The 25807-nt window shown below is 71.6% G+C and carries 27 protein-coding genes and 1 pseudogene; 16 read left to right on the top strand and 12 right to left on the bottom strand.

The window, feature by feature from the left end; all coding sequences use genetic code 11:
- Positions 1 to 11: 11 nt before the first annotated feature.
- Positions 12 to 749, bottom strand: coding sequence for an ABC transporter ATP-binding protein (locus AQJ27_RS26330; protein ID WP_067374366.1), 738 nt, complete (start codon positions 747 to 749; stop codon positions 12 to 14).
- 119 nt (positions 750 to 868) lie between these two features.
- On the opposite strand from AQJ27_RS26330, the gene AQJ27_RS26325 reads away from it, so the two are divergent.
- Positions 869 to 2107 (top strand): sensor histidine kinase, encoded by a 1239-nt coding sequence (locus AQJ27_RS26325; protein WP_235613630.1) that lies wholly within the window; start codon positions 869 to 871, stop codon positions 2105 to 2107.
- On the top strand, positions 2104 to 2817 hold the full coding sequence (locus tag AQJ27_RS26320) for a response regulator (RefSeq protein ID WP_067373804.1): 714 nt from the start codon (positions 2104 to 2106) through the stop codon (positions 2815 to 2817). Before AQJ27_RS26325 ends, AQJ27_RS26320 begins: the two co-directional genes overlap by 4 nt.
- Positions 2818 to 2908: 91 nt before the next feature.
- Here AQJ27_RS26320 and AQJ27_RS26315 read toward each other — a convergent pair whose 3' ends face one another.
- Positions 2909 to 3247: a DUF4333 domain-containing protein gene (locus AQJ27_RS26315; RefSeq protein WP_060895061.1), complete on the bottom strand. Its 339-nt coding sequence runs from the start codon at positions 3245 to 3247 to the stop codon at positions 2909 to 2911.
- A 188-nt stretch (positions 3248 to 3435) separates the two neighbouring features.
- Here AQJ27_RS26315 and AQJ27_RS26310 point away from each other — a divergent pair, with 188 nt between their 5' ends.
- Together AQJ27_RS26310 and AQJ27_RS26305 are read left to right on the top strand one after the other, a co-directional pair.
- The gene (locus tag AQJ27_RS26310; protein WP_067373801.1) at positions 3436 to 3621 is read left to right on the top strand and encodes a hypothetical protein; all 186 of its coding nucleotides are present in this window, start codon (positions 3436 to 3438) and stop codon (positions 3619 to 3621) included.
- A gap of 189 nt (positions 3622 to 3810) precedes the next feature.
- Positions 3811 to 4797 carry a DUF2690 domain-containing protein gene (locus tag AQJ27_RS26305; RefSeq protein ID WP_067373798.1) on the top strand — a complete coding sequence of 329 codons (987 nt, stop codon included), beginning with the start codon at positions 3811 to 3813 and terminating at the stop codon, positions 4795 to 4797.
- A gap of 7 nt (positions 4798 to 4804) precedes the next feature.
- Here the strand turns inward: AQJ27_RS26305 and AQJ27_RS26300 are convergent, their stop codons facing one another.
- From AQJ27_RS26300 to AQJ27_RS26285, 4 genes are all read right to left on the bottom strand, one after another.
- Complete coding sequence (locus AQJ27_RS26300) at positions 4805 to 5716, bottom strand: hypothetical protein (protein ID WP_067373795.1); 912 nt, start codon at positions 5714 to 5716, stop codon at positions 4805 to 4807.
- 88 nt (positions 5717 to 5804) lie between these two features.
- Positions 5805 to 6203, bottom strand: a complete 399-nt coding sequence (locus AQJ27_RS26295) for a hypothetical protein (RefSeq protein WP_067373793.1) — start codon at positions 6201 to 6203, stop codon at positions 5805 to 5807.
- Between the two features lie 119 nt (positions 6204 to 6322).
- The gene (locus AQJ27_RS26290; RefSeq protein ID WP_079065262.1) at positions 6323 to 6988 is read right to left on the bottom strand and encodes a helix-turn-helix domain-containing protein; all 666 of its coding nucleotides are present in this window, start codon (positions 6986 to 6988) and stop codon (positions 6323 to 6325) included.
- A 454-nt stretch (positions 6989 to 7442) separates the two neighbouring features.
- On the bottom strand, positions 7443 to 8906 hold the full coding sequence (locus tag AQJ27_RS26285) for an MFS transporter (RefSeq protein WP_067373787.1): 1464 nt from the start codon (positions 8904 to 8906) through the stop codon (positions 7443 to 7445).
- A gap of 290 nt (positions 8907 to 9196) precedes the next feature.
- Here AQJ27_RS26285 and AQJ27_RS26280 point away from each other — a divergent pair, with 290 nt between their 5' ends.
- The 6 genes from AQJ27_RS26280 to AQJ27_RS26260 all read left to right on the top strand — a co-directional run bounded on the left by AQJ27_RS26280 (position 9197) and on the right by AQJ27_RS26260 (position 16374).
- Positions 9197 to 9664, top strand: a complete 468-nt coding sequence (locus AQJ27_RS26280; protein WP_067373784.1) for a MarR family winged helix-turn-helix transcriptional regulator — start codon at positions 9197 to 9199, stop codon at positions 9662 to 9664.
- A gap of 456 nt (positions 9665 to 10120) precedes the next feature.
- A complete protein-coding gene (locus tag AQJ27_RS26275) occupies positions 10121 to 10876 on the top strand; it encodes an NPP1 family protein (RefSeq protein WP_067373781.1) in 756 nt (251 codons plus the stop codon).
- 136 nt (positions 10877 to 11012) lie between these two features.
- Positions 11013 to 11174 carry a hypothetical protein gene (locus AQJ27_RS56470; protein ID WP_159064396.1) on the top strand — a complete coding sequence of 54 codons (162 nt, stop codon included), beginning with the start codon at positions 11013 to 11015 and terminating at the stop codon, positions 11172 to 11174.
- A 132-nt stretch (positions 11175 to 11306) separates the two neighbouring features.
- The gene (locus AQJ27_RS26270) at positions 11307 to 11771 is read left to right on the top strand and encodes a DUF3052 family protein (protein WP_067373777.1); all 465 of its coding nucleotides are present in this window, start codon (positions 11307 to 11309) and stop codon (positions 11769 to 11771) included.
- 141 nt (positions 11772 to 11912) lie between these two features.
- Positions 11913 to 12770 (top strand): glycosyltransferase family 2 protein, encoded by an 858-nt coding sequence (locus tag AQJ27_RS26265; RefSeq protein WP_067374363.1) that lies wholly within the window; start codon positions 11913 to 11915, stop codon positions 12768 to 12770.
- A 337-nt stretch (positions 12771 to 13107) separates the two neighbouring features.
- Complete coding sequence (locus tag AQJ27_RS26260) at positions 13108 to 16374, top strand: AfsR/SARP family transcriptional regulator (protein ID WP_099054189.1); 3267 nt, start codon at positions 13108 to 13110, stop codon at positions 16372 to 16374.
- Positions 16375 to 16458: 84 nt separating this feature from the next.
- Here the strand turns inward: AQJ27_RS26260 and AQJ27_RS26255 are convergent, their stop codons facing one another.
- The gene (locus AQJ27_RS26255; RefSeq protein WP_067373775.1) at positions 16459 to 18150 is read right to left on the bottom strand and encodes a bifunctional 3'-5' exonuclease/DNA polymerase; all 1692 of its coding nucleotides are present in this window, start codon (positions 18148 to 18150) and stop codon (positions 16459 to 16461) included.
- Positions 18151 to 18197: 47 nt separating this feature from the next.
- Positions 18198 to 18971: a Clp protease N-terminal domain-containing protein gene (locus AQJ27_RS26250; protein ID WP_067373772.1), complete on the bottom strand. Its 774-nt coding sequence runs from the start codon at positions 18969 to 18971 to the stop codon at positions 18198 to 18200.
- A gap of 126 nt (positions 18972 to 19097) precedes the next feature.
- On the opposite strand from AQJ27_RS26250, the gene AQJ27_RS26245 reads away from it, so the two are divergent.
- Positions 19098 to 20246, top strand: coding sequence for a DUF2786 domain-containing protein (locus AQJ27_RS26245; RefSeq protein WP_067373769.1), 1149 nt, complete (start codon positions 19098 to 19100; stop codon positions 20244 to 20246).
- A gap of 82 nt (positions 20247 to 20328) precedes the next feature.
- On the opposite strand, the gene AQJ27_RS26240 is transcribed toward AQJ27_RS26245, so the two are convergent.
- The 4 genes from AQJ27_RS26240 to rpmB form a co-directional block, all read right to left on the bottom strand.
- Positions 20329 to 20880, bottom strand: coding sequence for a DUF4232 domain-containing protein (locus tag AQJ27_RS26240; protein WP_067373766.1), 552 nt, complete (start codon positions 20878 to 20880; stop codon positions 20329 to 20331).
- Positions 20881 to 21139: 259 nt separating this feature from the next.
- Complete coding sequence (locus AQJ27_RS26235) at positions 21140 to 21610, bottom strand: hypothetical protein (protein ID WP_067373763.1); 471 nt, start codon at positions 21608 to 21610, stop codon at positions 21140 to 21142.
- 295 nt (positions 21611 to 21905) lie between these two features.
- Complete coding sequence (gene rpsN, locus AQJ27_RS26230; RefSeq protein ID WP_067373760.1) at positions 21906 to 22211, bottom strand: 30S ribosomal protein S14; 306 nt, start codon at positions 22209 to 22211, stop codon at positions 21906 to 21908.
- A complete protein-coding gene (gene rpmB, locus AQJ27_RS26225; protein WP_060899624.1) occupies positions 22211 to 22447 on the bottom strand; it encodes a 50S ribosomal protein L28 in 237 nt (78 codons plus the stop codon). The genes rpsN and rpmB overlap by 1 nt, the downstream gene beginning before the upstream one ends.
- A gap of 63 nt (positions 22448 to 22510) precedes the next feature.
- Between rpmB and rpmG the strand changes: the two genes are divergently transcribed.
- From rpmG to AQJ27_RS26200, 5 genes and pseudogenes are all read left to right on the top strand, one after another.
- Positions 22511 to 22675 (top strand): 50S ribosomal protein L33, encoded by a 165-nt coding sequence (gene rpmG, locus AQJ27_RS26220; RefSeq protein WP_030846000.1) that lies wholly within the window; start codon positions 22511 to 22513, stop codon positions 22673 to 22675.
- A gap of 5 nt (positions 22676 to 22680) precedes the next feature.
- Positions 22681 to 22935 (top strand): annotated as a pseudogene (locus AQJ27_RS26215) (type B 50S ribosomal protein L31); the annotation flags it as partial.
- Positions 22936 to 23051: 116 nt separating this feature from the next.
- Entirely contained in the window at positions 23052 to 24551 is a 1500-nt protein-coding gene (locus tag AQJ27_RS26210; RefSeq protein WP_067373758.1) for a GTP-binding protein, read from the top strand.
- Positions 24552 to 24554: 3 nt separating this feature from the next.
- Positions 24555 to 24797 (top strand): 30S ribosomal protein S18, encoded by a 243-nt coding sequence (rpsR, locus tag AQJ27_RS26205; RefSeq protein WP_067373755.1) that lies wholly within the window; start codon positions 24555 to 24557, stop codon positions 24795 to 24797.
- Positions 24798 to 25503: 706 nt separating this feature from the next.
- Positions 25504 to 25773: a DUF397 domain-containing protein gene (locus tag AQJ27_RS26200; protein ID WP_067373753.1), complete on the top strand. Its 270-nt coding sequence runs from the start codon at positions 25504 to 25506 to the stop codon at positions 25771 to 25773.
- Positions 25774 to 25807 lie beyond the last annotated feature (34 nt).

Genomic DNA, 25807 nt, shown 5'->3' with positions numbered 1-25807 from the left:
TCTCGTCGTCCTCATCGCGTGACTCCGGCGGTACCGGCGCCGACGGAGCCGGCGACGGACGTGCCCGTCTCTCGTACGATCCGCCCGTCCCGTACCTGCACCGTGCGGTCGCTCCAGTGGGCGACCGACTGGTCGTGGGTGACCACGACCAGCGCGGCGTTCTGCGCCCTGGTCACCTCCACCAGCATCCGGATCACGTCCTGCCCCGTCGTCTGGTCGAGGGCGCCCGTCGGTTCGTCGGCGAAGACGACCTGGGCGCCCGCGACCAGCGCCCGCGCGATGGCCACCCGCTGGGCCTGGCCGCCGGACAGTTCGCCGGGGCGGTTGTCCTCCTTGCCCTCCAGGCCCAGCGGTACGAACCATTCGCGCGCTTGCCGCTCCGCCTCGCGGCGGGTCATCCCGCCGAGCATCAGCGGGAGGGCCACGTTCTCCACCGCCGGCAGTTCGGGCAGCAACTGTCCGAACTGGAAGACGAAACCGAAGCGGGTACGGCGCAGCTCGCTGCGGTCCGGCTCGCGCAACTGGTCTATGCGCTCACCGCCCAGCAGCACTTGGCCGTTGTCCGGGCGCTCGATGTTCGCGAGGCAGTGCAGCAGCGTCGACTTGCCCGACCCCGAGGGGCCCATGACGGCCACGGACTCGCCCGCGCCGACGGCGATGTCCACCGCGTCGAGCGCGCGGGTGGATCCGAAGGACTTGGACAGCCCGATGCCGTTCAGCACGGGTGGAGTTGAGGAGGTGGGGTTCATGTACTCCAACATCGGTCCCGGGCAAGGTGCTTCGCCTCGGCCGACCGACCGGTTCGACCCGGCCGCGTCGTCCTTTCGGCCGAGGCCGTACGGCGAGGGCCGCCCCTACGCTGCCAGTTGTGCGAGACCGAGACCGAGACCGAGACGATCAGGCGCCCCTTTCCCGGCTGTCCCGCCGCACCGCCCTCACCGCGCTGACGATGGTCATGGCGCTGCTGTGGCTGCTCGACGCGTTCGGCATCGAAGGCACTGCCGGGCTCGAAGGGAACGGCGTGTGGTGGAGGGCGGTCCCGGGCCTCGTGGCGGCCGTCGCGCTGCTGCTGCCTGGCAGGCCTCCGGCGCTGACCTGGGGCGCGGGTGCCGCGGTGCTCGCGTCCTGGGTGACGACGCTGGCCCTTCTCACGGCCGTGACGCCGACGTTCGCCGGCTGGGGCCTGCTGGAGACGCTGTGCCTGCTGCTCCTGCTGGTACGCGCGGCGAAGGACATACCGCGGCCTTGGCCGGCCGCCACGCTCAGCGCCGCACTCGGCGTCGCCGTGATCGCGGCACCGATGCGGCTGGACGAGGGCGGCGTCGTCTTCTCCTTCCTCCTGACCTTCCCCACGGGCGGCGCCGTCGGCCTCGGCTGCTATCTGCGCAGCCTCGACGAGCGCAGAAGGCGCGCGGTCGCCGACGTCCGCCAGAGCGAACGCCTCGAACTCGCCCGCGAACTGCACGACTTCGTCGCCCACCACGTCACGGGCATCGTCGTCCAGGCCCAGGCCGCCCGTGCGATCCGCGAGATCGCGCCCGAGCAGGTGGACCCGCTGCTGCGCAGCATCGAGCAGGCCGGGTCCGAGACGCTGCAGTCGATGCGCAAGCTGGTCCGTGTGCTGCGCGAGGACGACGCACGGGCGGTACGTCCTGGGGATCTCTTCGCCGAACTGGGCGAACTGGTCGCCGCGTTCGCCGAACGCGACGCCCCCGCCACCCTCCAGGTCGCGGCCGAGGCCCGGCAGGCGCGGCCCGCCCCCGAGGTGGAGACCTCCGTACGGAACGTCGTGCGCGAGGGGCTGACGAACGTACGCCGTCACGCGTCGGGTTCACCGTCCGTCTCCGTGCGGGTCGGCCTGTCGGGCAGCGACGCGGGGGCGGGGACCCGGCGGCTTCGGGTGGAGGTGCACAACGCGCCGTCGCCGCGGCAGACGGCGCCGAACGCCGAACCTCTCGGCGGACGTGGTGGTCTCGGCCTCGTCGGGCTGACCGAGCGTACGGAGGCCGTCGGCGGAACTCTGCACGCGAGCCGGGCCGAGGACGGGGGTTGGAGACTGACGGCGGAGTTCCCCCTGCGCGGCGCTGTGACAGGATCCCCCGCATGACCGACGCCAGCGGGTCCAGTGGAGCCAGTGGAGCCAGTGGTTCAGCGAGACGTATCCGGGTCCTGATAGCCGACGACCAGGAAATGGTGCGCACCGGCTTCCGGCTGATTCTCCAGACCCAACCCGACATCGAGGTCGTCGGCGAGGCGGCCGACGGTGCGCAGTGCGTGGAACTGGCCAGGAAGCTGCGCCCCGACGTGTGCGTCGTCGACATCCGGATGCCGAAACTCGACGGCCTCGAGGTGACCCGGCTGCTCGCGGGCCCGAAGGCCGTCGACCCGTTGCGCGTGGTGGTCGTGACCACCTTCGACCAGGACGACTACGTCTACGGGGCGCTGCACGGCGGTGCCTGCGGGTTCCTGCTGAAGGACGCGGGCCCCGGGCTGCTGGTGGAGGCCGTACGCGCGGCGTCGCGCGGCGACGCGCTGGTCTCGCCTGCCGTGACCGTACGGCTGCTGGAGCGGATCGGCGAGCAGCGGCCCGCTGCCGCCCGGGCGGAGGTGTCCTCAAGTCCGTTGACGGGACGGGAACTCGATGTGGTCAGGCTGGTCGCCGACGGGCGGACCAACCAGGAGATCTGCGAGGAGCTCTTCGTCTCGCTCTCCACGGTCAAGAGTCATATGGCGAGCATCCAGGCCAAGTTGAAGCTGCGGAACCGTGTGGAGATCGCCGCCTGGGCATGGCGCTGCGGCGTGGTCGGCGACCGCTGATCCGGTCCCCGCGCCACGCCGCTCCCCGGTCTCCCACTTGTGCTGCTTCGACCTTGATCTGTTTCGACCCTCGTGCTGCTTCGACCTTGTTCTACTTCGACAGGCCGTAGTCGAAGCTCACCCTGTCGCCCTTCACTCCGGTCACGGAGATCAGCATCGTCTTGCTCTCGCCCTTGAAGACGGCGGTGCACTCCACGGTGTCGTCCATCTTCGGGCGCAGCCCCCGCGGGCAGCTCACGGACTGCGGCCCGTCCTGGACGAAGGGGATGGCGTAGTTCTCCTTGGCCAGCTTCTCGACCTCGGTGCGCGGCACCGTGTGATCCGCTCCGCTCGCGGTGGCGACCGAGGAGTTGTCGAACACGCTCCATGCCACCACGACGCCTCCGGCCAGTACTGCGGCCACGGCCAGGGCAATGACGATGCGCTTCATGGGGGTGCTCCTCGGTTCGCGTTGTGGCCGGTCCCTACCGGCTGCTGCCCTCAGAGCCTCCTCCCGCGCCCGCCCCCGCCGCCTCGGCCCAACGGCCGGTTGCGAGCCCCGGCCTCGGCCGAAAGAACGAGGACCGTTCGCCGTCGCGCAGTGGGGGCGCTGCTCGTCGTGGGCACCGGCAGCTCGTCATGGGCACCGGCAACCTCGGCTTACTGTCGGCGGGTGTGGGCCTGTCGCGTGAGGTCGCGGCCGGGCTCCGGTGGTCGGGCGGCGTGCTGGCAGCCCTCGCGCTCACCGCTCTGTGCCTGTTCCTGTCCTACCGCTGTCTCGGATTCGGCATAGGAGGCATGGAGCGGGTGGCCCGGGGAGTCTGACGTCGCGGGGTCGGCGTGTCGCCCGACAGAAGGGCATTTATGGCGAACCTCTGTGCGATATGCTTCGCGCGATTCTCAGGAACCGTGGAGCACCGGGGACTGGGGGCGGGGGGCTTGTTTCTTGGTGCCGCGGTTTCACCGTGCCCTCGTCCGTGTGCGGGCTCTGCCTATGGAGTGGGGCGGGGGACGATGGCCTTCGGGCATTTCTCTCAGGGGCAGGCGCCGGAAGACCCGGTCGAAGCGCTGCGTGCGGAACTGCTCGCGGTCAAGCAGGCCTCAGGACTCAGCTATGCCAGGTTGGGTGCGCGTACGCACTATGCGAAGTCCTCCTGGGAGCGCTGGGTCAACGGCAAGCAGTTCCCTCCGCGTGCGGCTGTCGAAAGCCTGGCCGCGGCCCTGGAACTGGAGCCCGAGCCGCTGCTGGCCCTGTGGGAGCGGGCCGACGAGGCTCGCGCCGACGCGACCGGTGCCGACGCGACCGGTGCCGACGCGACCGGTGCCGACGCGACCGGTGCCGACGCGACCGGTGCCGACGCGACCGGTGCCGATGAGGGCGGTGTTGGGGAGTCGGCGAACGGTGCCGGGGAACCGGGGGAGCCGGCGCACGGAGCAGGAGGCGGCACTGCCGCGAAGGCCGACACCCCCGCGACTCTTCGGCAGCGGTTGGCCGGCCGTCGTCGGCTGTTGTTCGTGGGCGCGGCCTGCCTCCTCGGCGCCGCGGTGTCCGTTGCCGCGGTACTCGCCACCGGCGGGGACTCCCACGATGCCCCCGCCGCGTCCAAGGCCGCCGCCGCGACCGGGTCCGCGCAGCCGCCGACCCCGCAGTGCAGGGCGGCGGGCTGCGGTGGCAAGGACCCGGCGGCCACGCACTGCGGCCTGGACGGGCAGACGCTGACGCTGACCAGGAACAAGGACATCGTCATCGAACTCCGTTACAGCAAGGCCTGTGCCGCCGCCTGGGGACGCATCACGTACGCCAGCAAGAGCGCGATCGTCGACGCGGACAACTCGGCGGGCGACAGCTTCGCCACGCCCGTGCACTGGGGCAACGACGTCTACTCACCGATGGTCGCCGTCACGGGGAGGATGACCGCGTGGGCCTGTGGGACGCAGCCGAACGGCGGTGCCCGCGAGTGCACCCGTCACATGCCGGTGCCCGGCACTCCCCAGGGGTGAGGTTCTCTCAGGGGGCAGGGAAGGAGATGCGGATGTCGTACCGCCGCTCCAGGTCCCGGACGGTGCGCGGCAGTGTCGTACGTACCTTCTCGACCTCCCCGCGGTGTTCCTCGCGGAACTTGTCCCTGAGGCGTTCGCGGAGCGGTTCGCGGGTGTCCTCGACCGGTTTCATGCAGGTGGCGTACAGGGCTCCCAGGGAACGGTCCGTGTCCCCGGCCTGCAGACGCCGGTCGACGAGGTCGAAGAAGGCACTCTCGTCCTTGGCCGGCGTCCTGTGTCCTGCCAGGCAGTGCCCGAACTCGCCGAACGCGGACCTCACTTCGGGAGTGGAGTTCAGGGAGGCGACCTCCTGCCACCAGTGCGTCTGCAGTCGCAGGTACGACGTCCGGAAGTCGTTGCCGACGGCCGAGCCCCGGGTCAGGCACGTGCGCTGCGCGGAGTCGGGTCCCGAGGGCGCCGCGGTGGCCGGAGAGCCCTCCGTGGGGGTCGCGGCGGCGCCGTCGGGGACGGGAACGCCGTTGAAGCCGTGCCGGGCTATGAAGTCCAGGTCGGGGACGGCGGAGTAGCGGAGGAAGCTGACGGGCGGCTGAGGCGGCATCGTCGCGTCGTGGGACGCGAGGCACTGGCGGGTCGCCTTGTCGGCGGCCAGTCGGCCGAGCGCGTCGAGGCCCTGGGCCCACCGGGTGTCCGCGCCCGTCACGGGCAGCACCAGGTCGGTGATGTCCGTCGGCATCGTGCGTGTCACGGCGACGCGCTGAGCCGCCGGGGCGGAGTGCCCGGACACGGGTGCGGTCGGGGACGAGGGAGACCGGCTGTCCTGGCCGCTCGCGCAGGCGCTCAGCGCGGCCAGCGCGAGTCCCAGGAACAGTACCGGGGCCGGCCAACGGGCGGCGCGCACGTGAGGGTCGGGGCGGGACATGGTCGGCGTACCTCCGGAACCGGGGTGGGTGCTTCCGTGCCCGGCTGCCGTACGGGCGGCCGGGCACGAGAGGGACGAGCGGCTGACGTCAGTGCGCGATCGTCACCGCGCCACCGATGTTGTTGTAGGCGGCCACGCCGAACTCCCGGCCACCCGAGAGGTCGCTCACCAGGACGTACTTGTCGACCGCGTACGTCCCGTTCGGGATCCACACGTACCCGCGCGAGCCGAAGGTCCAGTTGCCGGACGAGTTGACGTACATGCCGGCGTAGTAGTCGCCCGAATCACCACCGGGGGCACTGGCCATGACGACGTTGAGGTCGTGGCAGCCGCTGGTGGACGACTTGTAGGCGGTGTTCCAGTACGAGCGGTATCCGGTGTTGAGGCTGGTCCGCGCGCACGAGTCGGCCGACGCGGCCGGCGCGAGCGCGAGCACGGACGTGGCGGCGGCACCCGCGATGGCCAGGGTGGCCAGAGCCTTCTTCATCAGGTCGTTCCTTCGAGTCGGTCGTCCACGGAAGTCCCGCGGCGCGACCCGGCCGGGCCGCGCAGGTCAACCCTCGCAAGGGGCGGGGGCGCGGGGATTGAAGAAAAACGCGGAGACGCTCACCCCGCCACCCAGTGACTCGGCAGCCCTTCGGTGCCACGTGCGGCCAGGAAACGGCGCGGCGGCATGCCGACCAGGGCGGTGAACTCGTTGGTGAGGTGGGCCTGGTCGGAGAAGCCGCAGGCGTACGCGGTGTCGGCGGGGGTGGTGCCGGTGATGAGCAGCCGCAGCGCGCGGCGTAACCGGATGATCCGCGCGAGCCGTTTGGGGGTGAGGCCGAACTGCTCGCGGAACAGGCTCTCCAGGTGTCGCTGACTCCAGCCGGTGGCCGCCGCCAGATCCCGTACGGCGATGGTCCCCGCGGAGCGGACCAGTAAGTCCCAGGCGCCCAGCAGCTCGCCCGCCGGAGACCGCCCGAGGTGCGCGGACCGGGTCCACCGCACCAGCGCCGAGTCCACCAGCGCGAAACGGGCCGGCCAGTCGGGGGCGGCCTGGAGGGCTTCCGTCAGCTCCCGGAAACCGGGACCGAGTACGTCGACGGGGTCGACCACGGTGTCCGCCAGATCGCTCATGGACGCGTCGAAGATCTGGTGCGCGACCCAGGGCGCGAGGGTGATCTCGACGCCGTGCAAGGCTCCTTGGCGCGCGAAGTGCCGGGCCCGCGTGTGCAGACCGGTCGCCAGGGAGGTGGTGGCACGGACGTGCTCGCCGCCATGGCCGCCCATCGGCCCGCTCCTCGCCCCGTCCCCGGCCCCGTCCCTCGGTCCGTCCGGCTCCGGTCCCGGTCCGAAGCCGATCACCAAGGACACCGTTCCCCGCGGGATGACCAGCCGTCGCTGGGGTCCCGTGTGCGTCAGCCTGAACCCTCGATAGCCGTGCACCCCCGGTCGCAGAGCGGCGTGCGGCCGCGCGTACGTCCGTTCGCAGGTGCCCGCAGGGCACACCCGACGTCTCACCGTGATCCTTCCTGAACCGGGACTTTCCCGGAGCGATCACGACTGTCGGATCGGAGGTCGGCGGGGCGCCAGACCTACCGGCGTCCCAGGGACGCTCGGGGACGTCCCAAGGCCCTGACCTGGGGAAACGAAAAACCGCAGGTCGGGAATCCGACCTGCGGTTTCACTGCTTCTGCTTCTGCTTCTGCTCCTGGTTCTGGTTCTGGTTCTGGTTCTGCGAGGGTCAGGCCTTTGCCTCGACCGCCTCGGGGGCCGTGTCCTGGGTGGGTTCGGCCTGCGGCCGGGTGGCCGTGGGGCGGACCGGGATGAGGAAGGCGACGATCGCGGCGGCGATGCCGACGCAGGAGCCGATCAGCATGGCGACACGGAAGCCGCTTTCGGACGGCAGGGAGACCGGGCCGAACTTCGTGGTCATCTGGGCCAGGACCACGGCCATCACGGCGGCCGAGACGGAGCTGCCGATCGAGCGCATCAGCGTGTTGAAGCTGTTGGCCGAGGCGGTCTCCGACTGGGGCACCGCGCCCATGATGAGCGCGGGCATCGCACCGTAGGCGAAACCGACGCCCGTGCTGCAGACGATGGTCACGGCGAGCAGGCCCAAGGCGGAGCCGTTTCCGATGAGCGGCAGGGAGATGCCGTAGCCGAGGGCGATGACCAGGGCGCCGACGGTCAGGGTGATCCGGGGGCCCTTGGCGGCGGAGAGCTTGGCGCCGATCGGGGAAATGATCATCATCATGAGTCCGGCCGGGGCCATCCACAGGCCCATGGCCAGCATCGACTCGCCGAGGCCGTAGCCGGTCTCCTTGGGCAGCTGCAGCAGCTGGGGGATCACGAGGGACTGGGAGTACATCGCGAAGCCGACCAGGATCGAGGCGGCGTTCGTCATCAGCACCTGCGGACGCGCGGTCACCCGCAGGTCGACCAGCGGCTCGGCGCTGCGCAGCTCCCACCAGCCCCAGGCCAGCAGCAGGACGATCGCGGCGGCGAGCAGGCCGAGCGTGGTGCCGCTGCCCCAGCCCCAGTCCGCGCCCTTGGAGACGCCGAGGAGCAGGCAGACCAGGGCGATGCCCAGACCGATCGCGCCGAGCAGGTCGAAGCTGCCCGAGGCGGTGTTCTCGCGGCCCGCGGGCACGAAGAACCAGATCAGCGTGGCGACCGCGAGGGTCAGCGCGGCGACGACCCAGAACAGCACGCGCCAGCTGGCGTTCTCGGCGATCGCCGCGGAGAACGGCAGGCCGAGCGCGCCGCCCACACCCATGGACGCGCTCATCAACGCGATGGACGAGCCGAGCTTCTCCGCCGGTACGACGTCCCGCAGCAGGCTGATGCCGAGGGGCACCACGCCCATGCCGAGGCCCTGCAGACCGCGTCCGGCGATCATCGGGACGACCGAGGAGGACAGGGCGCAGACCACGGAGCCCAGGATCAGCGGGACCAGGGAGGCCAGAAGCATGCGCTTCTTGCCGTACATGTCACCGAGGCGGCCGGCGACGGGGGTGATCACGGCCGCCGCGAGCAGCGTGGCGGTGACGACCCAGGAGGCGTTCGAGGCGGTGGTGTCGAAGAGGGTCGGGAGTTTCCCGATCAGTGGCACCACCAGTGTCTGGGTGATCGCGGCCACGATGCCGCTGAAGGCGAGGATGCCGACAACACCGCCGGAGCGGGCTGCGGGCTGGGAACTGTCCACGGGTACTCCCTGTTGCTCTTTCCGGGCTTGTTGCTGTGCTGCGCATCCGGGCCTGCTGGGGATCCGGGCCTGCCGTGACCACGGGCCTACCGCGCCCGCGGGCCTACCGTGACCGCGGGCCTGCCGCGTCTCCGGATCACCCGGATCGCGGTGAGTCGTGGGCAAGGCGCACACGAGTTGCATGCTGCATGCGATGTGCATCATGCACGTCTAATGCATCCTACACATCGCGGTGGTATACCTGGCGGGAGGTAACTTTCCTGTAGGGGAAGCGAGCCAGGAGCCGAAGGATGCCTCGCGTGGACAAGCGACTTGACCTGCTGGAATTCGAGACCATGCTGCTCGGGCGCCACATGCACATGCTCAACCCGCGGGGGCGCGGGACGAGTGAGGAGCGGCTGGACCGCAGTGCGTACGTCCTGCTCAGCCGCATTCAGGTGCAAGGCCCGATGTCCATCGGTGAGCTCAGAGAGGCCTTCGGCCTGGACGCGTCCACCCTCAACCGGCAGACCGCCGCGATGCTGCGGGCCGGGGTCGTCGAGCGCATGCCCGACCCCGAGGGGGGTATCGCCCGCAAGTTCGCCATCACCGCGGAGGGGAAGCGCCGGCTGGACGCCCACCGCGCCGAGAACCTGGACGGTCTCGAGAAGATCATGACCGACTGGGATCCCGAGGACGTGGCCGAGTTCGCCGCCTATCTCAGCCGTTTCAACCGCGACATCGAGCGTCTCGACGGGCGTCCCTGGCCGCGGGGTTGAGCGGGTGAGTTGAGCGGGTGAAGGGGAGGGTGGGGGACTCGGGGCGGGCCGGTTCTCCGGCCCGCCCCGGTGTGGTTCGGAACAGCGCGATGAGGGCTACGGCGATGAGGGCCGTTGGCGGCGAGCGCCGTCCCGAGGGACCGGCGGCCGAACGCGCGGATGTCCGTGATGCCGGCCGGGGTGTCTGTCCAGAGGTGTCGACCGAGGCGTCTGTCATGATCGGCGCCGACTCCCACGTCCCCTTTGTCGGCGCCGACTCCCACGTCCCCTTTGTGGGCGTCGACTCCCGCGTCCCCTCTATAGGCGCCAACTCCCGCGCTCCCTTTGTTGGTTGATCCTTCATCCGCGGGACACTCTGCACCGCTTGAGCGCTCAACGAGTCAGGTGAGGGTGATCCGGGCATGCCAAAGAAACCGCTTGCCTCACCCCCCCCTCGCGGTCCCTCAGGAGGACGCAGTGCAGAAGAGCTCGCGCGTACGCAGGGCCTCTCTCATCCTCGGCAGCGCCGTCGCGCTGGTCGTCGCCTTCCCCGGCAGCGCGCTCGCCGCCCCGCCCACGGCCCTGCCCGCCCACGCGGACGACTTGGAGAAGACCTGGCAGCCGGCGTACGACTACGACACGGACGGCTGCTACCCCACGCCCGCCATCGGCCCCGACGGAACCATCAACGGCGGCCTCAAGCCCTCGGGTTCACCCAGCGGCGAGTGCCACGACACCTCGGACCTCGACAACACCAACGGCTACTCGCGCGAGAAGTGCAACAACGGCTGGTGCGTGATCCTCTACGGCCTCTACTTCGAGAAGGACCAGGCCACGATCGGCGGGCACCGCCACGACTGGGAGCACGTGGCGGTCTGGGTGCAGAACAACCAGGCCAAGTACGTCTCCACGTCCGCGCACGGCGACTTCAACGTCTACAGCGCCGACCAGGTCCTGTGGGACGGCACGCACCCCAAGATCGTCTATCACAAGGACGGTCTGAGCACCCATGACTTCCGGCTCGCGAACTCGGGCGACGAGCCGCCGGAGAACGGCTACCACACCTGGCGGTACCCGGCCCTGGTCGGCTGGAACGGCTACCCGGCGGGTCTGCGCGACAAGCTGAGCGCCTACGACTTCGGCAGCGCCAACTTCGGCCTCAAGGACGCCAACTTCGCCGCCCACCTCACGAAGGCCATGCCGGCGGGCATCTCGTTCGACCCCAACGCCTGACCGGCCGGGGATTTCCTTCTTCGTCCCCGTCACACCTCCGCCTCCGGGCGCGTCAGGGAGATGGCGCCACCCACGTGGCCCGGTAGCGGTGTGACAGGTGTGACAGGTGTGACAGGGACGAGAAGGAGATGCCGACATGGCTGTTCTGATGGTGCGTGCCACGGTGAGGCCCGAGTGCGTCGACGACCTCGAAGCGGCGCTGCGGAAGATGTTCGCCGCGATCGAGGTCGAGCGGCCCGAGGGGGGTGCGTCCGCTAAGGGGGGACAGGACTCGGTAAGGGCCGACAGGACTCGGTAAGAGTCGACAAGAGTCGGTGAGAGTTGACGGGACTCCGGGCGCGCACGCCGTGTCGTGGCCCCCGCGCCGAGTAGGTTCCCGAGCAGGTTCGCCCCTGACCGCGGTGGAAGCAGGGGCGGGAAGGGGTCCGGTGTGCGTACGTCCCGTACGGCCGGCGGTGGGTACTCCGGTACGCCGCTCGCCAAGAAGATCGGCGTCAAGGCCGGGCAGCGGGTGCGGCTGGTGCACCGGCCCGAGGGGTGGGAGATCCCCGGACTGCCGGAGGGGTGTGCCGTGTCCGGAGGCGATGGGAGCGATGGGGGTGAAGGGGGCGATGGGGGCGAAGGGTCCGCGGGGGTCGATGTCGCCGTCGTCTTCCACCGGTCCCTGGGAGAACTGGTCGCCGAGGCTCCCGCCCTGGTGGGGGGTCTCGACGATCACGCGATGCTCTGGATCGCCTGGCCACGCAAGGCGGCCGGGCACCGCAGCGACATCACCGAGAACGCCCTGCGCGAGATCTTCCTGCCGCTCGGGGTGGTCGACGTGAAGGTGGCCGCGCTGGGGGAGGACTGGTCGGGACTGAAGTTCGTACGGCGCAAAGAGCTTCGTACGACGTGAGTAAATGCGGAGAGCGCGAGGAAACGCGGCGTACCTGAGGGAGACTCCGGGTTAACGGCTAGCATCGCGGGCAGAGTTGTCGGCCTGGGATGGAGTGGTGTCGTGTCGGAGGGGCCTCGGATCGCCGTTGCCGTCGTGACCATGGGGAACCGGCCCGACGAGGTCGACGCGCTGCTCACCTCGGTGGCCAAGCAGGACGTCGCGCCCGCGCGGATCGTGATCGTGGGAAACGGGTGTCCACTGCCCGAGTTCGCCGAGCGGCTGGGACTGCCCGGTGAGGTGACCGGCATCGAGGTCGACGAGAACCTCGGCTGCCCCGGCGGGCGCAACGTGGGCCTCGCCCGGCTCAGGGAGTTCGCGGACGTGGACGTCGTCGTCGAGCTGGACGACGACGGGCTGCTGGTCGACGCGGATGTGCTGCGCAAGGTGCGGGACCTGTACACCGCCGATCCGCGCCTGGGCATCGTCGGCTTCCGCATCGCCGACGAGAACGGGGAGACCCAGCGCCGGCATGTGCCCCGGGTCGGGGCCAAGGACCCGATGCGGGGCGGTCCGGTCACCGGATTCCTCGGCGGCGGACACGCGCTGTCCATGCCCATGCTCGCCCGGATCGGGGACTGGCCGGCCGAGTTCTTCTTCGCACACGAGGAGACGGACATGGCCTGGCGGGCCATCGACGACGGGTGGACCGTGCTGTACGAGCCCGAACTGCTGCTCCAGCACCCCAAGACCTCGCCCGCCCGGCACGCCATCTACTACCGGGTCACCGCCCGAAACCGGGTCTGGCTCACCCGTCGCAGGCTGCCCCTCCCGCTCATCCCCGTGCACCTGGGAATCTGGATGCTGCTGACGCTCGCACGGACGCGGTCGCTCGGTGGGCTGCGGGCCTGGTTCGGCGGCTTCGCGGAAGGGCTGCGGCAGTCGGGCGGCGAGCGGCGGCCGATGCGGTGGCGCACGGTGTGGCGGCTCACGCGACTGGGGCGCCCGCCCGTCATCTGACGGCGAGCGGCAGGACGGCCGGGAGCGGACGAGGGCCCCGGCCGCTCACCTCCGACGACCGGGGCCCTCTCTGTCCCCGGATCCGGCCACGGCGGCGACACTCCCCCGAGTTACGCGTCGTACGCGCGCACCGTCGGGCCAGATCCGATGAAGTGATCTCATCAGCCCGCGCCAACGGATCGCTAACATGTCGCCAACGGGTTTCCATCCGGAAACCCGGAAACCGGAAGTCGGTCGGCGTGAAGTCGTCGCAAGAAGGCGCGAAGTCGCCATGGGTGTGGTCGGTACCGGTCTGAACCGGTCGGGTCGATCGCGCGGAAAGGCAGTGGGGCGGGCTATGCGGTACGGGCTGCGGTTCGGGCTGCTGGGGCCTCCGGTGTTGTACGACGCCGACGGCGAGGTGCGTGCGATCGGCGGCGGCAAGATGCGCGCCCTGCTGGTCGCCCTGCTCCTGGAGCCGGGTCGGGTCGTCTCGGTGGACGCGCTCAAGGACGCGCTGTGGGGCGGGGCGCCGCCCGCGTCCGCACAGGCCTCGTTGCAGAACCACGTCACCCGGCTGCGGCGGCTCCTCGACGATCCGGAGCGGCTGCGGGCCATGCCGCCCGGGTATCTCCTGCGGGTCGGCGAGGGCGAGTTGGACGTGCGCGTCTTCGAGTCCCATGTCACGGCCGCGCGCGCCGCGCACGCCGGGCGTGACTGGGAGCGGGCGCTGCACGAGGCCCTGGCGGCGCTCGCGCTGTGGCGCGGCACACCGCTCGGCGGGGTCCCGCCCGAACTCGGCGGACACGCGCTCGTCCAGCGCCTGGAGGAGGCACGGCTGCTCGTCCTGGAGTGGCGGTACGAGGCCGAGTTGCGGATTGCGGGGCCGGGGGGCACGGGGGGCGCGGGGGCTTTTGCGGGTGGTGCGGGTGAGGGCGCCGGTGACGCCGCGCACGCTGGGGGCACTGGTGGTACCGGGGTCGGCTGGGTTTTCGGAGACACCGGGGACACCGGGGACGCCAGGGACACCAGGGACGCCGGGACCTCCGCCGACGCAAAAGCAACGGAAGCCACCAGTGGCACCAGTGGCACCAGTGGCACCAGTGGCACCAGTGCCACCGGTGCTTTCAGTCCCCCCGGCCCCGCCCGACTCGCCGCCCTCGCACCCGAGTTGTCCGCACTTGTCGCTGAGTACCCCTTGCGTGAGGCCTTTCACCGGTTGCTGATGCTCGTACTGCACCGCACCGGACGTCAGGCCGAGGCCCTGGCCGTCCACCGCGACCTACGGGCCCGTCTGGTCGAGGAACTCGGTGTCGAGCCCGGGCCCGCGGTGCGCGCGGCGCATCTGGAGATCCTGCGTGAGCGGACGGGGGAGAACGGCGAGTTCGCACACGGCCGGGACGGGAACGGGGTCGCGGACAGAGACCGCGCGGAGCAGACCGCCCCGGCGGAGCCGGCCCCGCCCCGGCCCGCCCAGCTGCCGCCCCCGCCCGGGCACTTCACCGGTCGCGCCGACGTACGCCGGGAACTGAACGTGGCCCTCGACACGGCCCGGCACCCCGGGCCCCCCGCTCCGGCCGTCGCCGTCATCAGCGGGATGGCCGGAGTCGGCAAGAGCGCCCTGGCGCTGCATGTGGCACACGGCCTGCGGGAACGTTTCCCCGACGGCCAGCTGTACGTCAACCTGCACGGCGCCACGCCCGGAATGACCCCCCTCACCCCCGGCCAGGCGCTCGCCGCGCTGCTGCGCGACCTCGGTGCCGAGCCGCGCCGGATCCCGGAACACCCCGACGCGGCCGCCGCGTTGCTCCGCTCGATGCTGGCTCCGACGCGCACTCTGATGGTGCTCGACGACGCCGCGCACGCCGCTCAGGTACGGCCGCTGCTGCCCGCGGGCGCGGGGTGCGCGGTGATCGTGACGAGCCGTTCACCGCTCACCGCGCTGGACGGCGCGCGGCGCTTCCCGCTCGCGCCGCTCTCGGTCGAGGACAGCGCGGCGCTGCTGCGCGCGGTGTCCGGGCGGGTGGACGGCCTCGACGGCACGCACCCCCTCGTCGAACTCACCGGCCGGCTCCCGCTCGCCCTGCGCGTGGTCGCGGCCCGTCTCGCCGCGCGCCGCGCGCTCACACCGGACGTCCTCGCCGGTCAACTGACCGCCACGGAAGGACGGTTGCATCATCTGGAGTACGACGACCTGAGCGTCCGCAGATCGCTGGCCGTCGCGCTCGACGCGCTGCGTGCCTCGGAGCGGGAGGCCGACCAGGACGCGGCGCGCGTGCTGCGCGGCATCGGCGCGCTCGACCTCCCCGTGTACGGGGCGCCCCTGCTCGCCCGGCTCTCCGGCATCGCCGAGTTCCGTGCCGAGGCCGCCCTCGACCGCCTCGTCGACGTCGCGCTCCTGGAGGAGACGGCGTTCGGCCGCTACGCACCCCACGACCTCGTCCGCGACTTCGCCCGGGAGATCGCGGGCGAGACGGACGGGGAACCCGGGGGCGGGGGCGCGGACATCCACGTGTCCGAGCGGGCGTTGCGCTGGTACGCCGGTGTGGCCGCCCGCTCCCTCGAAGCGATCGTCGAGCCGGGCCTCGACCGCGAGGACCGCAGCCGGCCGACCGCCGCGCAGCCGGCCGCGCACACGGTGGACGCCGCGGCCACGCCGCCGTTCTGCACCGCGAGGGACGCCTTCGCCTGGGGCGACCTGGAACTGGAGAACGTGGTGGCCCTGGTGGAGCGGTACGCGGGCACGTCCGCGTACGTTCCCGTGCTGGTGCGGCTGCTCAACCCCTACCTCCAGCGCAGCGGCCGCGTCCCGGAGTCCGAGGTGCTCCTGCGGGCCGCGCTGGGCGCGGCGCGGCGGCTCGGGGACGAGGCCGCGCAGGCGTACGCGCTCGGGGACCTCGCGGGGCTGCACTTCATGACGGGCCGCGCGAGCGAGGCGCTCACGCTGAACGACGAGGCGCTGGCGATCTGGCGGCGGCTCGGGGTGCTGTCGTGGATCCGGCGCGGTCTGAACAACCGCGGCATGCTCCTGGAGGGGCTGGGCCGCCACGCCGAGTCCAGCGAGGCGCTGTTGCAGAGCCTCGAACTCTCCCGGGAGCTGGGCGACCCGCACACCGAGGCCATCACCTACAGCCACCTCGGCAATCTGTACGAGCACACGGACGCCCGGGCCGCCATCGACCACCACAAGCGCAGCCTGGCGATCGGCGACGCGATGGACGACGTGATCATCCGGCACTCCGCGCACTGCAACATCGGCTACGCCCATCTGACGCTCGGCGAACCGGCCGCCGCCGTACCGCACTTCGAGGAGAGCCTGCGCATCCTCGGCGGTCACGGCGACTGGCACGGGGAGTCGCAGACGCGCCTCGGGCTGGTGCGCGCGCTGCGCGGGGTGGGGAATGCCGAACGGGCCACGCGCGAGTGCGACCTGCTGCTCTTCCGGGCCGATCAGCGCGCCGACCGGTACACCGGCGGGCTCGCCCGGCATCAGCTGGGGCTGCTGCTGCACGCGCAGGGCGATGCCCGAGGGGCGTACGAGCTGTGGAAGTCGGCGCTCGCGGCGCTCGACGGGACGGACTCCTCGGTGGTGGGAGCGCTGAAGGAACTCCTGGAGGAGGAGTAGATCACCTGGAGCACCCGGTCACCTGGCCGAGGAGGTCACCCGGCGTAGGAGTGGGTCACCCGAGGGGGCGGGCCACCGTCCGGGTCACTTCGCGTCCGCGTAGCACTCCACCACCGCCGTCGTGAACGGGAAGTGGACCGGGGTCTCGCCGAACGTCAGCCGTCCCGCCAGCTCCGCGGCCTCCCGGATCGCGGCCACGACCGCGTCCGCCTCCTCGGCCGGACAGTGCACGATCACCTCGTCGTGCTGGAAGAAGACCAGCTCGGCGGCGAGGTCCGCGCAGGTGCGCCGGAGGGCGGCGAGCAGCAGCAGCGCCCAGTCGGCGGCGCTGCCCTGGACGACGAAGTTGCGTGCGAAGCGGCCGCGGGCGCGGGAGTTGGAGGAGGCGTAGCCCGGCACCCAGCCCTGGTCTCCGAGGGCCTCGGCGGGTTCGTCCTGGGGGAGGCCCGCCTCCTCCGAGGAGGCGTCGGACGCGCCGGCCGCCGGGGGACTCGTCCGCCCCAGCCATGTCCGTACGAGTCGGCCCTCCTCGCCGGCCCGCGCCGCGTCGTCCACATAGGCGACGGCGCGGGGGAAGCGTCTTCTCAGCGCGGCCAGGTTCTTCAGGCCGTCGCCGGACGTCTGTCCGTACACCGCGCCGAGCACGGCGAGTTTCGCCTGTGCCCGGTCGCCGGCGAACGCCCGGTCCGACACCGACTGATACAGGTCGCTCTCCCGTCCGGCGACCTCCATCAGGCCGGGGTCGCGCGAGATCGCGGCCAGCACCCGCGGCTCCATCTGGTCGGCGTCGGCCACCACGAGCCGCCAGCCCGGGTCGGCGACGACGGCGCGCCGGATCACCTTGGGGATCTGCAGGGCGCCTCCGCCGTTGGTCACCCAGCGGCCGGTGACGGTTCCGCCGGGCAGGTACTCGGGCCGGAAGCGTCCGTCGCGCACCCAGTCCTGGAGCCAGGACCAGCCGTGTGCCACCCAGATCCGGTACAGCTTCTTGTATGCGAGCAGCGGCTTCACGGCAGGATGCTCGATGGTCTCGATCTCCCACCGCCGGGTGGACTTGATCTTGATCCCGGCCTGCGCGAAGGCCTTGATGACGTCGGCGGGCAGGTCGGGGCGGACGCGTCTGCCGAAGGCGGCCGACACCTCGTCCGTGAGCTCGGCGAGGCGTCTGGGCTCGCCGCCGCCCGCGTACCGCTCGCCGAGCAGTTCGTGCAGGACCTCGCGGTGGACGTCCGCGCGCCACGGCAGCCCGGTGCGGTTCATCTCGGCCGCCACGAGCATGCCCGCGGACTCGGCCGTCGTCAGCAGGTGCATGCGCTCCGGGTGCGCGGTCGTGTCGTGCCGGCGGCGCTGATCGGCGTACACCGCCAGGAGGTCTTCCAGGGGCACGCGGACCGGGCGCGGCTCGAAGAGGGACGACTGCGAGCCGGGCTCGGCGGAGCGCTGCGGGGGATCCGGCGGTACGGGGCCGCCGCGCAGTCTCGCCAGCGCGGCGGCCGCCGACCGGGGTTCGCCGAGCCGGCCCTCGTGGCCGAGCAGCAGTGTCTCGGCGGCCTCGATGTCGTAACACCGCTCCACTCGCACCCCCGCGGCGAGCAGACGCGGATAGACCTCGGCCGTGGACCGCCAGACCCACCGGACCACGTCGGGTCGCCCCCGCACGGCCTCGACCAGGTCCGTCTCCCTGCGCACCGGCCCCGCGGGCAGCCCGTCGGAGCCGAGGGGGGCGACCTCCGCGCCACCGTCCTCGGCCGGCCCGAGAGCCCACCGGTCGCTCATGGTTCCGAGTCTCGCAGGGGGGTCTGACAACGGCCGCGGACGCGCCCCTACTGATCCTTTTTCGGGTCCTGCTGCTGGTCCTCCTGCTGGTCCTTCTGCTGTCCCCCCACCGCGATGATCTCCAGCACGCGCTCGAGGTAGGCCTCCGCCGCTGTCTTGTCGATGCCGAGGCCGCTGAGGACGCCGTTGCCGTTCTCGTACTCCAGGAGGGCCAGGAGGATGTGTTCGGTGCCGATGTAGTTGTGGCCGAGGCGGAGGGCCTCGCGGAAGGTGAGTTCCAGGGCCTTCTTGGCGGCGGGGCCGTAGGGGATGAGCTCCGGGACCTCGTCGGCAGCCGGCGGGAGCGCCGCGGTCGCGGCCTCGCGGACGGCGTCCAGGGTCACGCCCTGCGCGGTGATCGCCTTCGCGGCGAGCCCCTCGGGCTCGGAGAGGAGGCCGAGGACGAGGTGCTCGGTGAGTCCCTCCACGTTGCCCGCGGCCTTCGCCTCGTTGTGCGCGGCCATGACCACGTTCCGGGCGCGGGGCGTGTAGCGGCCGAAGCCCTGGCTGGGGTCGAGGTCCGACTCGGCCTTGGGGACGAAACGCTTCTGCGCCGCCTGCCGGGTGACCCCCATGCTCTTGCCGATGTCCGTCCAGGACGCGCCCGATCGCCGGGCCTGGTCCACGAAGTGGCCGATCAGGTGGTCGGCCACGTCGCCGAGGTGGTCCGCCGCGATCACCGCGTCCTGGAGCTGGTCGAGGGCGTCGGTGTGGGCCTTCTTGATGGCCTCGATGAGGTCGTCGAGACGTACGGATGCCTTGACAGGTGGGTTCGTCGTCATGTGTCAACCGTAGGTTGACAGGCAGGGGGTGTCAACCCGGAGTTGACACCCCCTGTGTCCGCGTCCACGCTTCCTTGTCCACAGGGTGTGGACGGTCCGGTTCGGCGGGCGTGGCACGATCGACGCATGAGCAGTACGCCCAGCATCGTGGAGCGCGCCTTCGAGGCCGCGCTCTACGCCGACAGCGACGCGGCCCTCGACACGGGCGCCTCGTTGCTTGCCGCCGACCCCGCCTCCGACGCCGAACTCGCCCTCCGCGGCGAGGAGTTCGTCGCCGCGGCGTGGCGTCGCGGCTGGCAGCCCGCCGACGTGGCACGGATCGTGCGACGCGAACTGGACGACGTACACCTGCAGCTGGTGTCGGAGCTGGTGCGCGCGGAGGCCGGCCGGGACCGGCGGCCCCGGGGCCCGCGCTGGGCGGCGCAGCTCGAAGAGCTGGACGCCCACGCCCCGCGCACCGACCGCTTCTCGCTCGCGACCGCCGCGCTGGAGCTGTACCGGCTGCTGCTCCGCCTCCCCACCCTCGAACCCCTCGACACGCACCTGTCCGGCGCCACGTCACGGCACCCGGCCGCCCCGCAGGACTCCCGCATGCTCACCCGTATCCGCGCGCTGCTCGCCAAGGCCGAGGCGACCGGATTCCCGGAGGAGGCGGAGGCGCTGAGCGCCAAGGCCCAGGAGCTGATGGCCCGGCACAGCATCGACGAGGCGCTGCTCGCGGCCCGTACGCACGCCAAGGACGCGCCCGGCGCCTGCCGCATCGGTGTCGAGCCGCCGTACGAGACGGCCAAGGCGGTGCTGCTGGACGCGGTGGCCGACACGAACCGCTGTCGCGCCGTGTGGAACGAGTCGCTCGGATTCTCGACCGTCGTCGGCTTCGAACCCGACCTGGAGGCCGTCGAACTCCTCTACACCTCGCTGCTCGTGCAGGCCACGGCCGCGATGACGAAGGCGGAGGCGGCCCAGCGGGCCGGGGGCAGGAAGCGTACGAAGAGCTTCCGGCAGTCGTTCCTGGCCGCGTACGCGCACCGGATCGGCGACCGGCTGGCGACCGCCGCCGAGGGTGCCGAGGGGGAGGTCGCGTCGCAGGCACCGGTGGCGGAGCTGCTGCCCGTCCTGGCGGCCCGTGATGTGGCGGTCAACGACCACATGGAGCGGATGTTCCCGGACACCGTCACCACCCGGCTGCGCGGGGTCAACGACGCGGCCGGATGGCAGGAAGGGGCCGCAGCGGCGGACCGCGCCCAGGTCAGGGCACGTCCGCCGCTTCGCTGACGCCCGGCTTGCGTCGGCCGGTTGAGCGTCTTTCGGCTTCCGCCGCACGGCCGAGCGTCTCCCGGCTCGCGTCGGGAGCCGCTCAGTCGCCCGCGGGCTGGAACGAGCTCACGGAGGCGTTCGGGTCGTTCGGACCGGTCTTGCCCGCGAGGGGACCGTACGACCACTTGAAGCTCTGGGTGGTGGCGGCGCCGGGCAGGCCGATCTTCAGGGTGGTCGCGGCGAGGCTCTTCCCGTCGCCCGCCGTGCCCCGTACGTAGGTGATCGTGAAGGAGGCGGTACCGCTCGCCGCCAGTGTCAGCTTCGGCGGAGTCGCGGACTTCTCCTCGGGCACGTCCGTACCCGTTCCCCCGTCCTGCACCTTGACGGCGGGGAAGCCCTGAAGGGTGCACTGGGCGCCCTTGTTGGTGAGCGTGACGGGCACGTTGCCGGTGTCGCCGGCGGCCGGGGCGACGTTGGCGGGGCCGACCTGGATGCCGATCTGGTCGATCTTGCAGGCCGTGGAGGCGGCGGCGGAGGAGGCGGTGGAGGCCTTCTTGCCGCCGTCGCTGTCGCTGCTGTTGCCGCCGCTGTCGCAGGCGGTCAGGGTGAGTGCCGCCGCGGCGGCGACGACGGCGATCGGAAGGGCGCGCATGGGTTTCCCCCTGGGTTCGTGAAGGTGCTCATGGATCATCACGCAGACCGATGGGCACGCGTTGCGCGGCCCCCCTGTCGCGCACCTCTCCCCTGCCGCGTATATCCCAAATGCGACCCGAAGGCCGCCCCACGTCGACGATTTGAGCGACGGACACGCGAACGGGCCGCAGAGTCCGAGGGACTCCGCGGCCCGCCGCCAAGAGCCGACTGGGGTAGATCGCTGCTGGTCAGGGAAGGTCAGGGAGGAGTCGAGCCGGTCAGGAGCCCAGGCTCGCCGTCGGCAGTCCCGACGGGAGCTGACCGCCTTCGGCCTTTGTGTACGACTCCTTGCCGAGCTTCCCCGACCAGGTGACCTTCAGTGTCGTGCTGTTCACGGAGTCGACCATGCCCGTCGCACGGTCCTTGTTCCCGTCCGTGCACTTGAGGTGGATCATCTGCATGCCCGCCTCGTCACCGGCGGTCCCGGTGCACACGGTGCCGCCCGTCGTGAAGAGTCCGGCCTGCTTGCCGGTGATCACCAGCGCCACGGCCTTGCCGCCGGTCGTGGCCACCCAGCTGCCCTCCAGCTTGCCGGGGGCGGCCGACGGAGTGCCCGAGTCGCCGCCCGTGCCGGCCGTCCCCGAGGCGGACGCGCCGGGGCTCGCGGACCCGTCCCCGGAGCCGGACCCCGAGTCGCTGCTGCACCCGGTCAGCGCGAGCGTGCCCGCCAGACCCGCGGCCAAGGCCATGGCCGCCCCCCGGGTCCGCCGACGCGGAAGGGTCGCCGAAGTCGCCGATGTCACTGAAGCCCCCAAGGGTGAGGTGTCGCTGGGGTCGCCGGAACGACCGCAGCAAGCTATCAGCCACACTCACGAACACCCTGAGCGAGACATCGGGAGAACTTACGAATCTTCTGAGGGAGTTGTCGGGTCATGGTTCCGAGGGGGCGTCGGGACATGGTTCCGAGGGGGTTGTCGAGTCACCGTTCCGAAGGAGTCGGCGCGGCGTCGGGAGTGCCTCGCCCGCTCCGTCGGACGCGACGCGCTACCAGGACGACTTTCGGACACCCGGCAGGAATCCCGCGTGCGCCTGCTCCCGCAGATTCACCCGGGACAGCCCGAAGGCGCGCAGGTAGCCGCGGGGGCGGCCGTCCACGCTGTCGCGGTTGCGGACGCGGGTGGCGCTCGCGTCGCGCGGCAGGCGGCGCAGTTCCTCCCGCGCGGCGGCCCGTTCGGCCTCGGTCGAGGACGGCCGGCGGAGGATCTCCTTCAGTTCGGCCCGCCGCGCCGCGTACCGGGCGACGATCTCCCGGCGCCGCTCGTTCTTCGCGATCTTGCTCTTCTTCGCCATCAGACCCTCACCCCACGGGCCCGGATCCTGGCCACGGCCGCCTCGACGCCGATCGCGTCGACGGTCTTGATGCCCTTCGCGCTCAGCCGCAGCCGTACGTGACGGCCCTCGCTCGGCAGCCAGTAGCGCTTGCGCTGGACGTTCGGGTCGAAGCGGCGGGATGTGCGCCGGTGGGAGTGGGAGATGGAGTTGCCGAAGCCCGGCGTGGCGCCGGTCAGCATGCAGTGCGCGGACAAGGGTGACGCACCTCTCTCTGAGACGTATTGGAAATGGGAGTCATTTTCATTAACATACCAGCCATGGCACGCAACGAACTCCGTCCCGTCATCAAGCTCCGGTCCACGGCCGGGACCGGCTTCACCTACGTCACCCGCAAGAACCGGCGCAACGACCCGGACCGGATGACCCTGCGCAAGTTCGACCCGGTCGCCGGCCGGCACGTCGACTTCCGAGAGGAGCGCTGACCGTCATGCGCGAGGGAATCCACCCGGAGTACGGCCCTGTCGTCTTCCGCGACCGCGCCGCGAACCACGCCTTTCTCACCCGCTCGACACTCGCCGCCACGGCGGGGGAGAAGACGATCGCATGGCAGGACGGCCACACCTACCCGGTGGTGGACGTCGAGATCTCGAACGTGAGCCACCCCTTCTACACGGGCAACGCGCGGGTGCTGGACACCGCGGGCCGGGTGGAACGCTTCGAGCGCCGGTACGGAGCGGTCGGCGCCGCGCGCGACAGGGCGCGCGGCAAGGCAGGCGACGAGGTGCTCGGCGAGGTGGGCGACAAGGCGGGCGGCGAGACGCTCGGCGAGGTGGGCGGCAAGCGCGGCGGTGCCGGCTGATGTCGTCCTCGCACCTCTGCGTCGTGATCGTCGGCGGCCTGCACGCGGATGCGCGGCGGGCCGCCGTCGCGCGGCTGCTCGCCGACGTTCCCGACAGCGTCGCCCTCCACCACGACCTGGTGACGGCCGCGGCGGGCACGGTCGTCCGTACGATCCGGGACGCCACCGGAATCGTGTCGGCGGGCGAGGCCCCGCTCGTCGACGACTGCGCGTGCTGCGCCCTGCGTGAGGATCTGGTGCCTGAGCTGCGGCGCCTCGCGGACGCGGGCCTGACGCGCCTCGCCGTCGTCGAACTGTGGGACTCGGTCGAGCCCAAGGCCATGGCCGAGGTCGTCGCGGCGGGCGGCCTCCGGCTGACCTCCGTGATCACCGCCGTCGACCCGGCCCTGCTCCTGCCCTACCTCGCCAACGGCGACGATCTCGCTGAGGTCGGCCTCGCGGCGGCCGCCACCGACCGGCGCACGGTCGCCGACACCTTCGCCCGCCAACTGGAGTACGCCCCCGTCCTCGCCGTCGCGGCCTCGGCACAGGCCGACGACGAGGACCGTGCGCTGCTGGCCCAACTCCATCCCACGGCCCGCCAGGTCCCGATCGACGCACTCGACGTGACAGGTGACGAGGCCCGCGAAACCAACTGGTTCGCACCGGCCCGGACCCCGGCCGCGGCATGGGCCCCACCGGGATGGGAAGCGGACCCCGTCGACACGAAGGACGCCGCTCCGGCCGCTTCGATCGGCCCGAGTGCGACTGACGGGCCGCGCGGGGGCGGGAGCCCGGGCATGGCCACGGGACCGGACCCCGCCTCCGGCACGGACGGAACCGCCGACGCCGATACGGCTCCCGGTGCCGGTGCCGGTGCCGGCGCCTCGGGGGCCGACCCCGCTGCGGCCGGTACGGGCCCCCGGTCCGAGGGGTTCGGCTCCGCTGTGGGTGGTGCCGGCCCTCGGTCCGAGCGAACCGGCTCCGCGCTCGTCGACGCCGCGTTCGCCGGGTTCGACGTCGAAGCCGCGGCCGCGGCCCAGCATCCGGCCTGTGCGCTGTTGCCGGCCGAGGCCGACGAGGCCGGTGTCGGCACGCTCGTATGGCATCGGCGACGGCCGTTCCACCCCGAGCGGCTGTACGCGGCGCTGGAGGACCTGACCTGCGCGGCAGTGCGCAGCCGGGGGCGGTTCTGGCTCGCCGACCGGCCCGACACCCTGCTGCACTGGGACGCGGCCGGAGGCGCGCTCTGCGTGGAGAGCGCGGGCCCCTGGCTCGCCTCGCTCCCGGACGCCGCGTGGGACATGGTCCCGCCCGTCCGCCGCGCCGCCGCCGCGCTCGACTGGCACCCGGAGCACGGCGACTGCTGTCAGCACCTCGTCTTCACCTCGCCGGGGCTCGACGGGGAGGGGCTCGAACTGCTCCTGGAGTCCTGCCTGTTGACCGACGTCGAGTACGCCGCGGGCCCCGCCGCCTGGAAGCGGCTCCCGCCCGCCTTCGACTCCTTCCTGGAGGTTTGACCCATGGCACGCAAGCCGGAACGCGGGCCCGCCGCCACGTCCCGCCCCAACCCGCTGGACCGCGAGCGGATCACGTACATCGACTACAAGGACACCGACCTGCTGCGGAAGTTCATCTCCGACCGCGGCAAGATCCGCAGCCGCCGGGTCACCCGGGTGACCGCGCGGCAGCAGCGGATGCTCGCCCGCGCGATCAAGAACGCGCGCGAGATGGCGCTGTTGCCGTACTCCGGCGCCGGCCGCTGAGCCCACCCGGCCGACACGCTCCACTCCGTGGAGAGGTGGAGGGGAAGCGCGGCGCACGCCCACCTGCAGAACCGCCTCCACCGTACGAACGCTTCCGGCACGACCGTCTCAAGGGTCTCGTCGAACTCCTCGACCACACGGGCACCGAAGCCGAAGCGGGGACCGAGGCCGAGACTGAACCGTCGGCGGCACGTCATGAACCCCGTCCGGACAGAGCCCTGGCCCCCGCTCCGGAGGACGATCCGCTTCTCCGGCACCGTCGACGTGCGGATTCTCGTGTACGAGTGGGAACGGATGCCGCTCGTCCGGTGGGCCGACGCCGATCCGGTGACCCCTCCGGATTGGGCCATTACGTGAACGTTGAAACTCGAAGGGCCCGGTACGCGTCTCTTCTTATTGCATGAGGGATTCGACCCGGACGACCCAGCGCGGATGATGGCGTGGAAGATCATGCACGGGGGCTGGAGCGCGCATGTGATGCGCGCTCCAGGGCAGACGCTGAACCAGATGCAGCCCGGCGGGTACCAGACGGTAGTCGGGCGGTCAACACTCGGTAGTCAAAGGGCGGTAAAAGCTGTAACCGTGGGACCACCCCCCGTGCACGTGCATCTGCCCATGCATCTGCACATGAACAGAGCTATGATCCGGGGCAGTTGGCCACTGCATCAATGGCCACATCGGCCACTGCACGACCGGGGAGCGACTTGTGGACCACGACGTGTACGACGTGGATGACCTGGATGACGTGTACAACGGCATGGCTGCGACCGCATTGACCGGGGCGGCCTGGCAGAAGAGCAGGCACAGCAACTCGCAGGGCTCATGCGTGGAGTTCGCGAGGCTGCCCGGAGGCGACGTGGCGGTGCGGAACTCGCGGTTCCCGGAAGGGCCCGCGCTCGTCTACACCCGCGCCGAGATCGAAGCCATGCTCCTGGGCATCAAGGACGGCGAGTTCGATCACCTGATCGCCGGCTGACGTGAGCCGGTGCCGCGGATCCGGGCGCGCCTTC

This window comes from Streptomyces olivochromogenes, from assembly GCF_001514115.1.
Classification (GTDB): domain Bacteria; phylum Actinomycetota; class Actinomycetes; order Streptomycetales; family Streptomycetaceae; genus Streptomyces; species Streptomyces olivochromogenes.
Note: the sequence above shows the minus strand (reverse complement) of the source record. Positions and strands in the feature narration are given on the sequence as shown.

Excerpts from the sequence above, each read along its gene's own strand:
- AQJ27_RS26330 (WP_067374366.1), bottom strand. The coding sequence starts at position 749 with ATGAACCCCACCTCCTCAACTCCACCCGTGCTGAACGGCATCGGGCTG.
- AQJ27_RS26320 (WP_067373804.1), top strand. The coding sequence starts at position 2,104 with ATGACCGACGCCAGCGGGTCCAGTGGAGCCAGTGGAGCCAGTGGTTCA.
- AQJ27_RS26315 (WP_060895061.1), bottom strand. The coding sequence starts at position 3,247 with ATGAAGCGCATCGTCATTGCCCTGGCCGTGGCCGCAGTACTGGCCGGA.
- AQJ27_RS26310 (WP_067373801.1), top strand. The coding sequence starts at position 3,436 with ATGGGCACCGGCAACCTCGGCTTACTGTCGGCGGGTGTGGGCCTGTCG.
- AQJ27_RS26305 (WP_067373798.1), top strand. The coding sequence starts at position 3,811 with ATGGCCTTCGGGCATTTCTCTCAGGGGCAGGCGCCGGAAGACCCGGTC.
- AQJ27_RS26300 (WP_067373795.1), bottom strand. The coding sequence starts at position 5,716 with ATGTCCCGCCCCGACCCTCACGTGCGCGCCGCCCGTTGGCCGGCCCCG.
- AQJ27_RS26295 (WP_067373793.1), bottom strand. The coding sequence starts at position 6,203 with ATGAAGAAGGCTCTGGCCACCCTGGCCATCGCGGGTGCCGCCGCCACG.
- AQJ27_RS26290 (WP_079065262.1), bottom strand. The coding sequence starts at position 6,988 with ATGGGCGGCCATGGCGGCGAGCACGTCCGTGCCACCACCTCCCTGGCG.
- AQJ27_RS26280 (WP_067373784.1), top strand. The coding sequence starts at position 9,197 with ATGCCTCGCGTGGACAAGCGACTTGACCTGCTGGAATTCGAGACCATG.
- AQJ27_RS56470 (WP_159064396.1), top strand. The coding sequence starts at position 11,013 with ATGGCTGTTCTGATGGTGCGTGCCACGGTGAGGCCCGAGTGCGTCGAC.
- AQJ27_RS26265 (WP_067374363.1), top strand. The coding sequence starts at position 11,913 with ATGGGGAACCGGCCCGACGAGGTCGACGCGCTGCTCACCTCGGTGGCC.
- AQJ27_RS26260 (WP_099054189.1), top strand. The coding sequence starts at position 13,108 with ATGCGGTACGGGCTGCGGTTCGGGCTGCTGGGGCCTCCGGTGTTGTAC.
- AQJ27_RS26255 (WP_067373775.1), bottom strand. The coding sequence starts at position 18,150 with ATGAGCGACCGGTGGGCTCTCGGGCCGGCCGAGGACGGTGGCGCGGAG.
- AQJ27_RS26250 (WP_067373772.1), bottom strand. The coding sequence starts at position 18,971 with ATGACGACGAACCCACCTGTCAAGGCATCCGTACGTCTCGACGACCTC.
- AQJ27_RS26245 (WP_067373769.1), top strand. The coding sequence starts at position 19,098 with ATGAGCAGTACGCCCAGCATCGTGGAGCGCGCCTTCGAGGCCGCGCTC.
- AQJ27_RS26240 (WP_067373766.1), bottom strand. The coding sequence starts at position 20,880 with ATGCGCGCCCTTCCGATCGCCGTCGTCGCCGCCGCGGCGGCACTCACC.
- AQJ27_RS26235 (WP_067373763.1), bottom strand. The coding sequence starts at position 21,610 with ATGGCCTTGGCCGCGGGTCTGGCGGGCACGCTCGCGCTGACCGGGTGC.
- rpsN (WP_067373760.1), bottom strand. The coding sequence starts at position 22,211 with ATGGCGAAGAAGAGCAAGATCGCGAAGAACGAGCGGCGCCGGGAGATC.
- rpmG (WP_030846000.1), top strand. The coding sequence starts at position 22,511 with ATGGCACGCAACGAACTCCGTCCCGTCATCAAGCTCCGGTCCACGGCC.
- AQJ27_RS26210 (WP_067373758.1), top strand. The coding sequence starts at position 23,052 with ATGTCGTCCTCGCACCTCTGCGTCGTGATCGTCGGCGGCCTGCACGCG.
- rpsR (WP_067373755.1), top strand. The coding sequence starts at position 24,555 with ATGGCACGCAAGCCGGAACGCGGGCCCGCCGCCACGTCCCGCCCCAAC.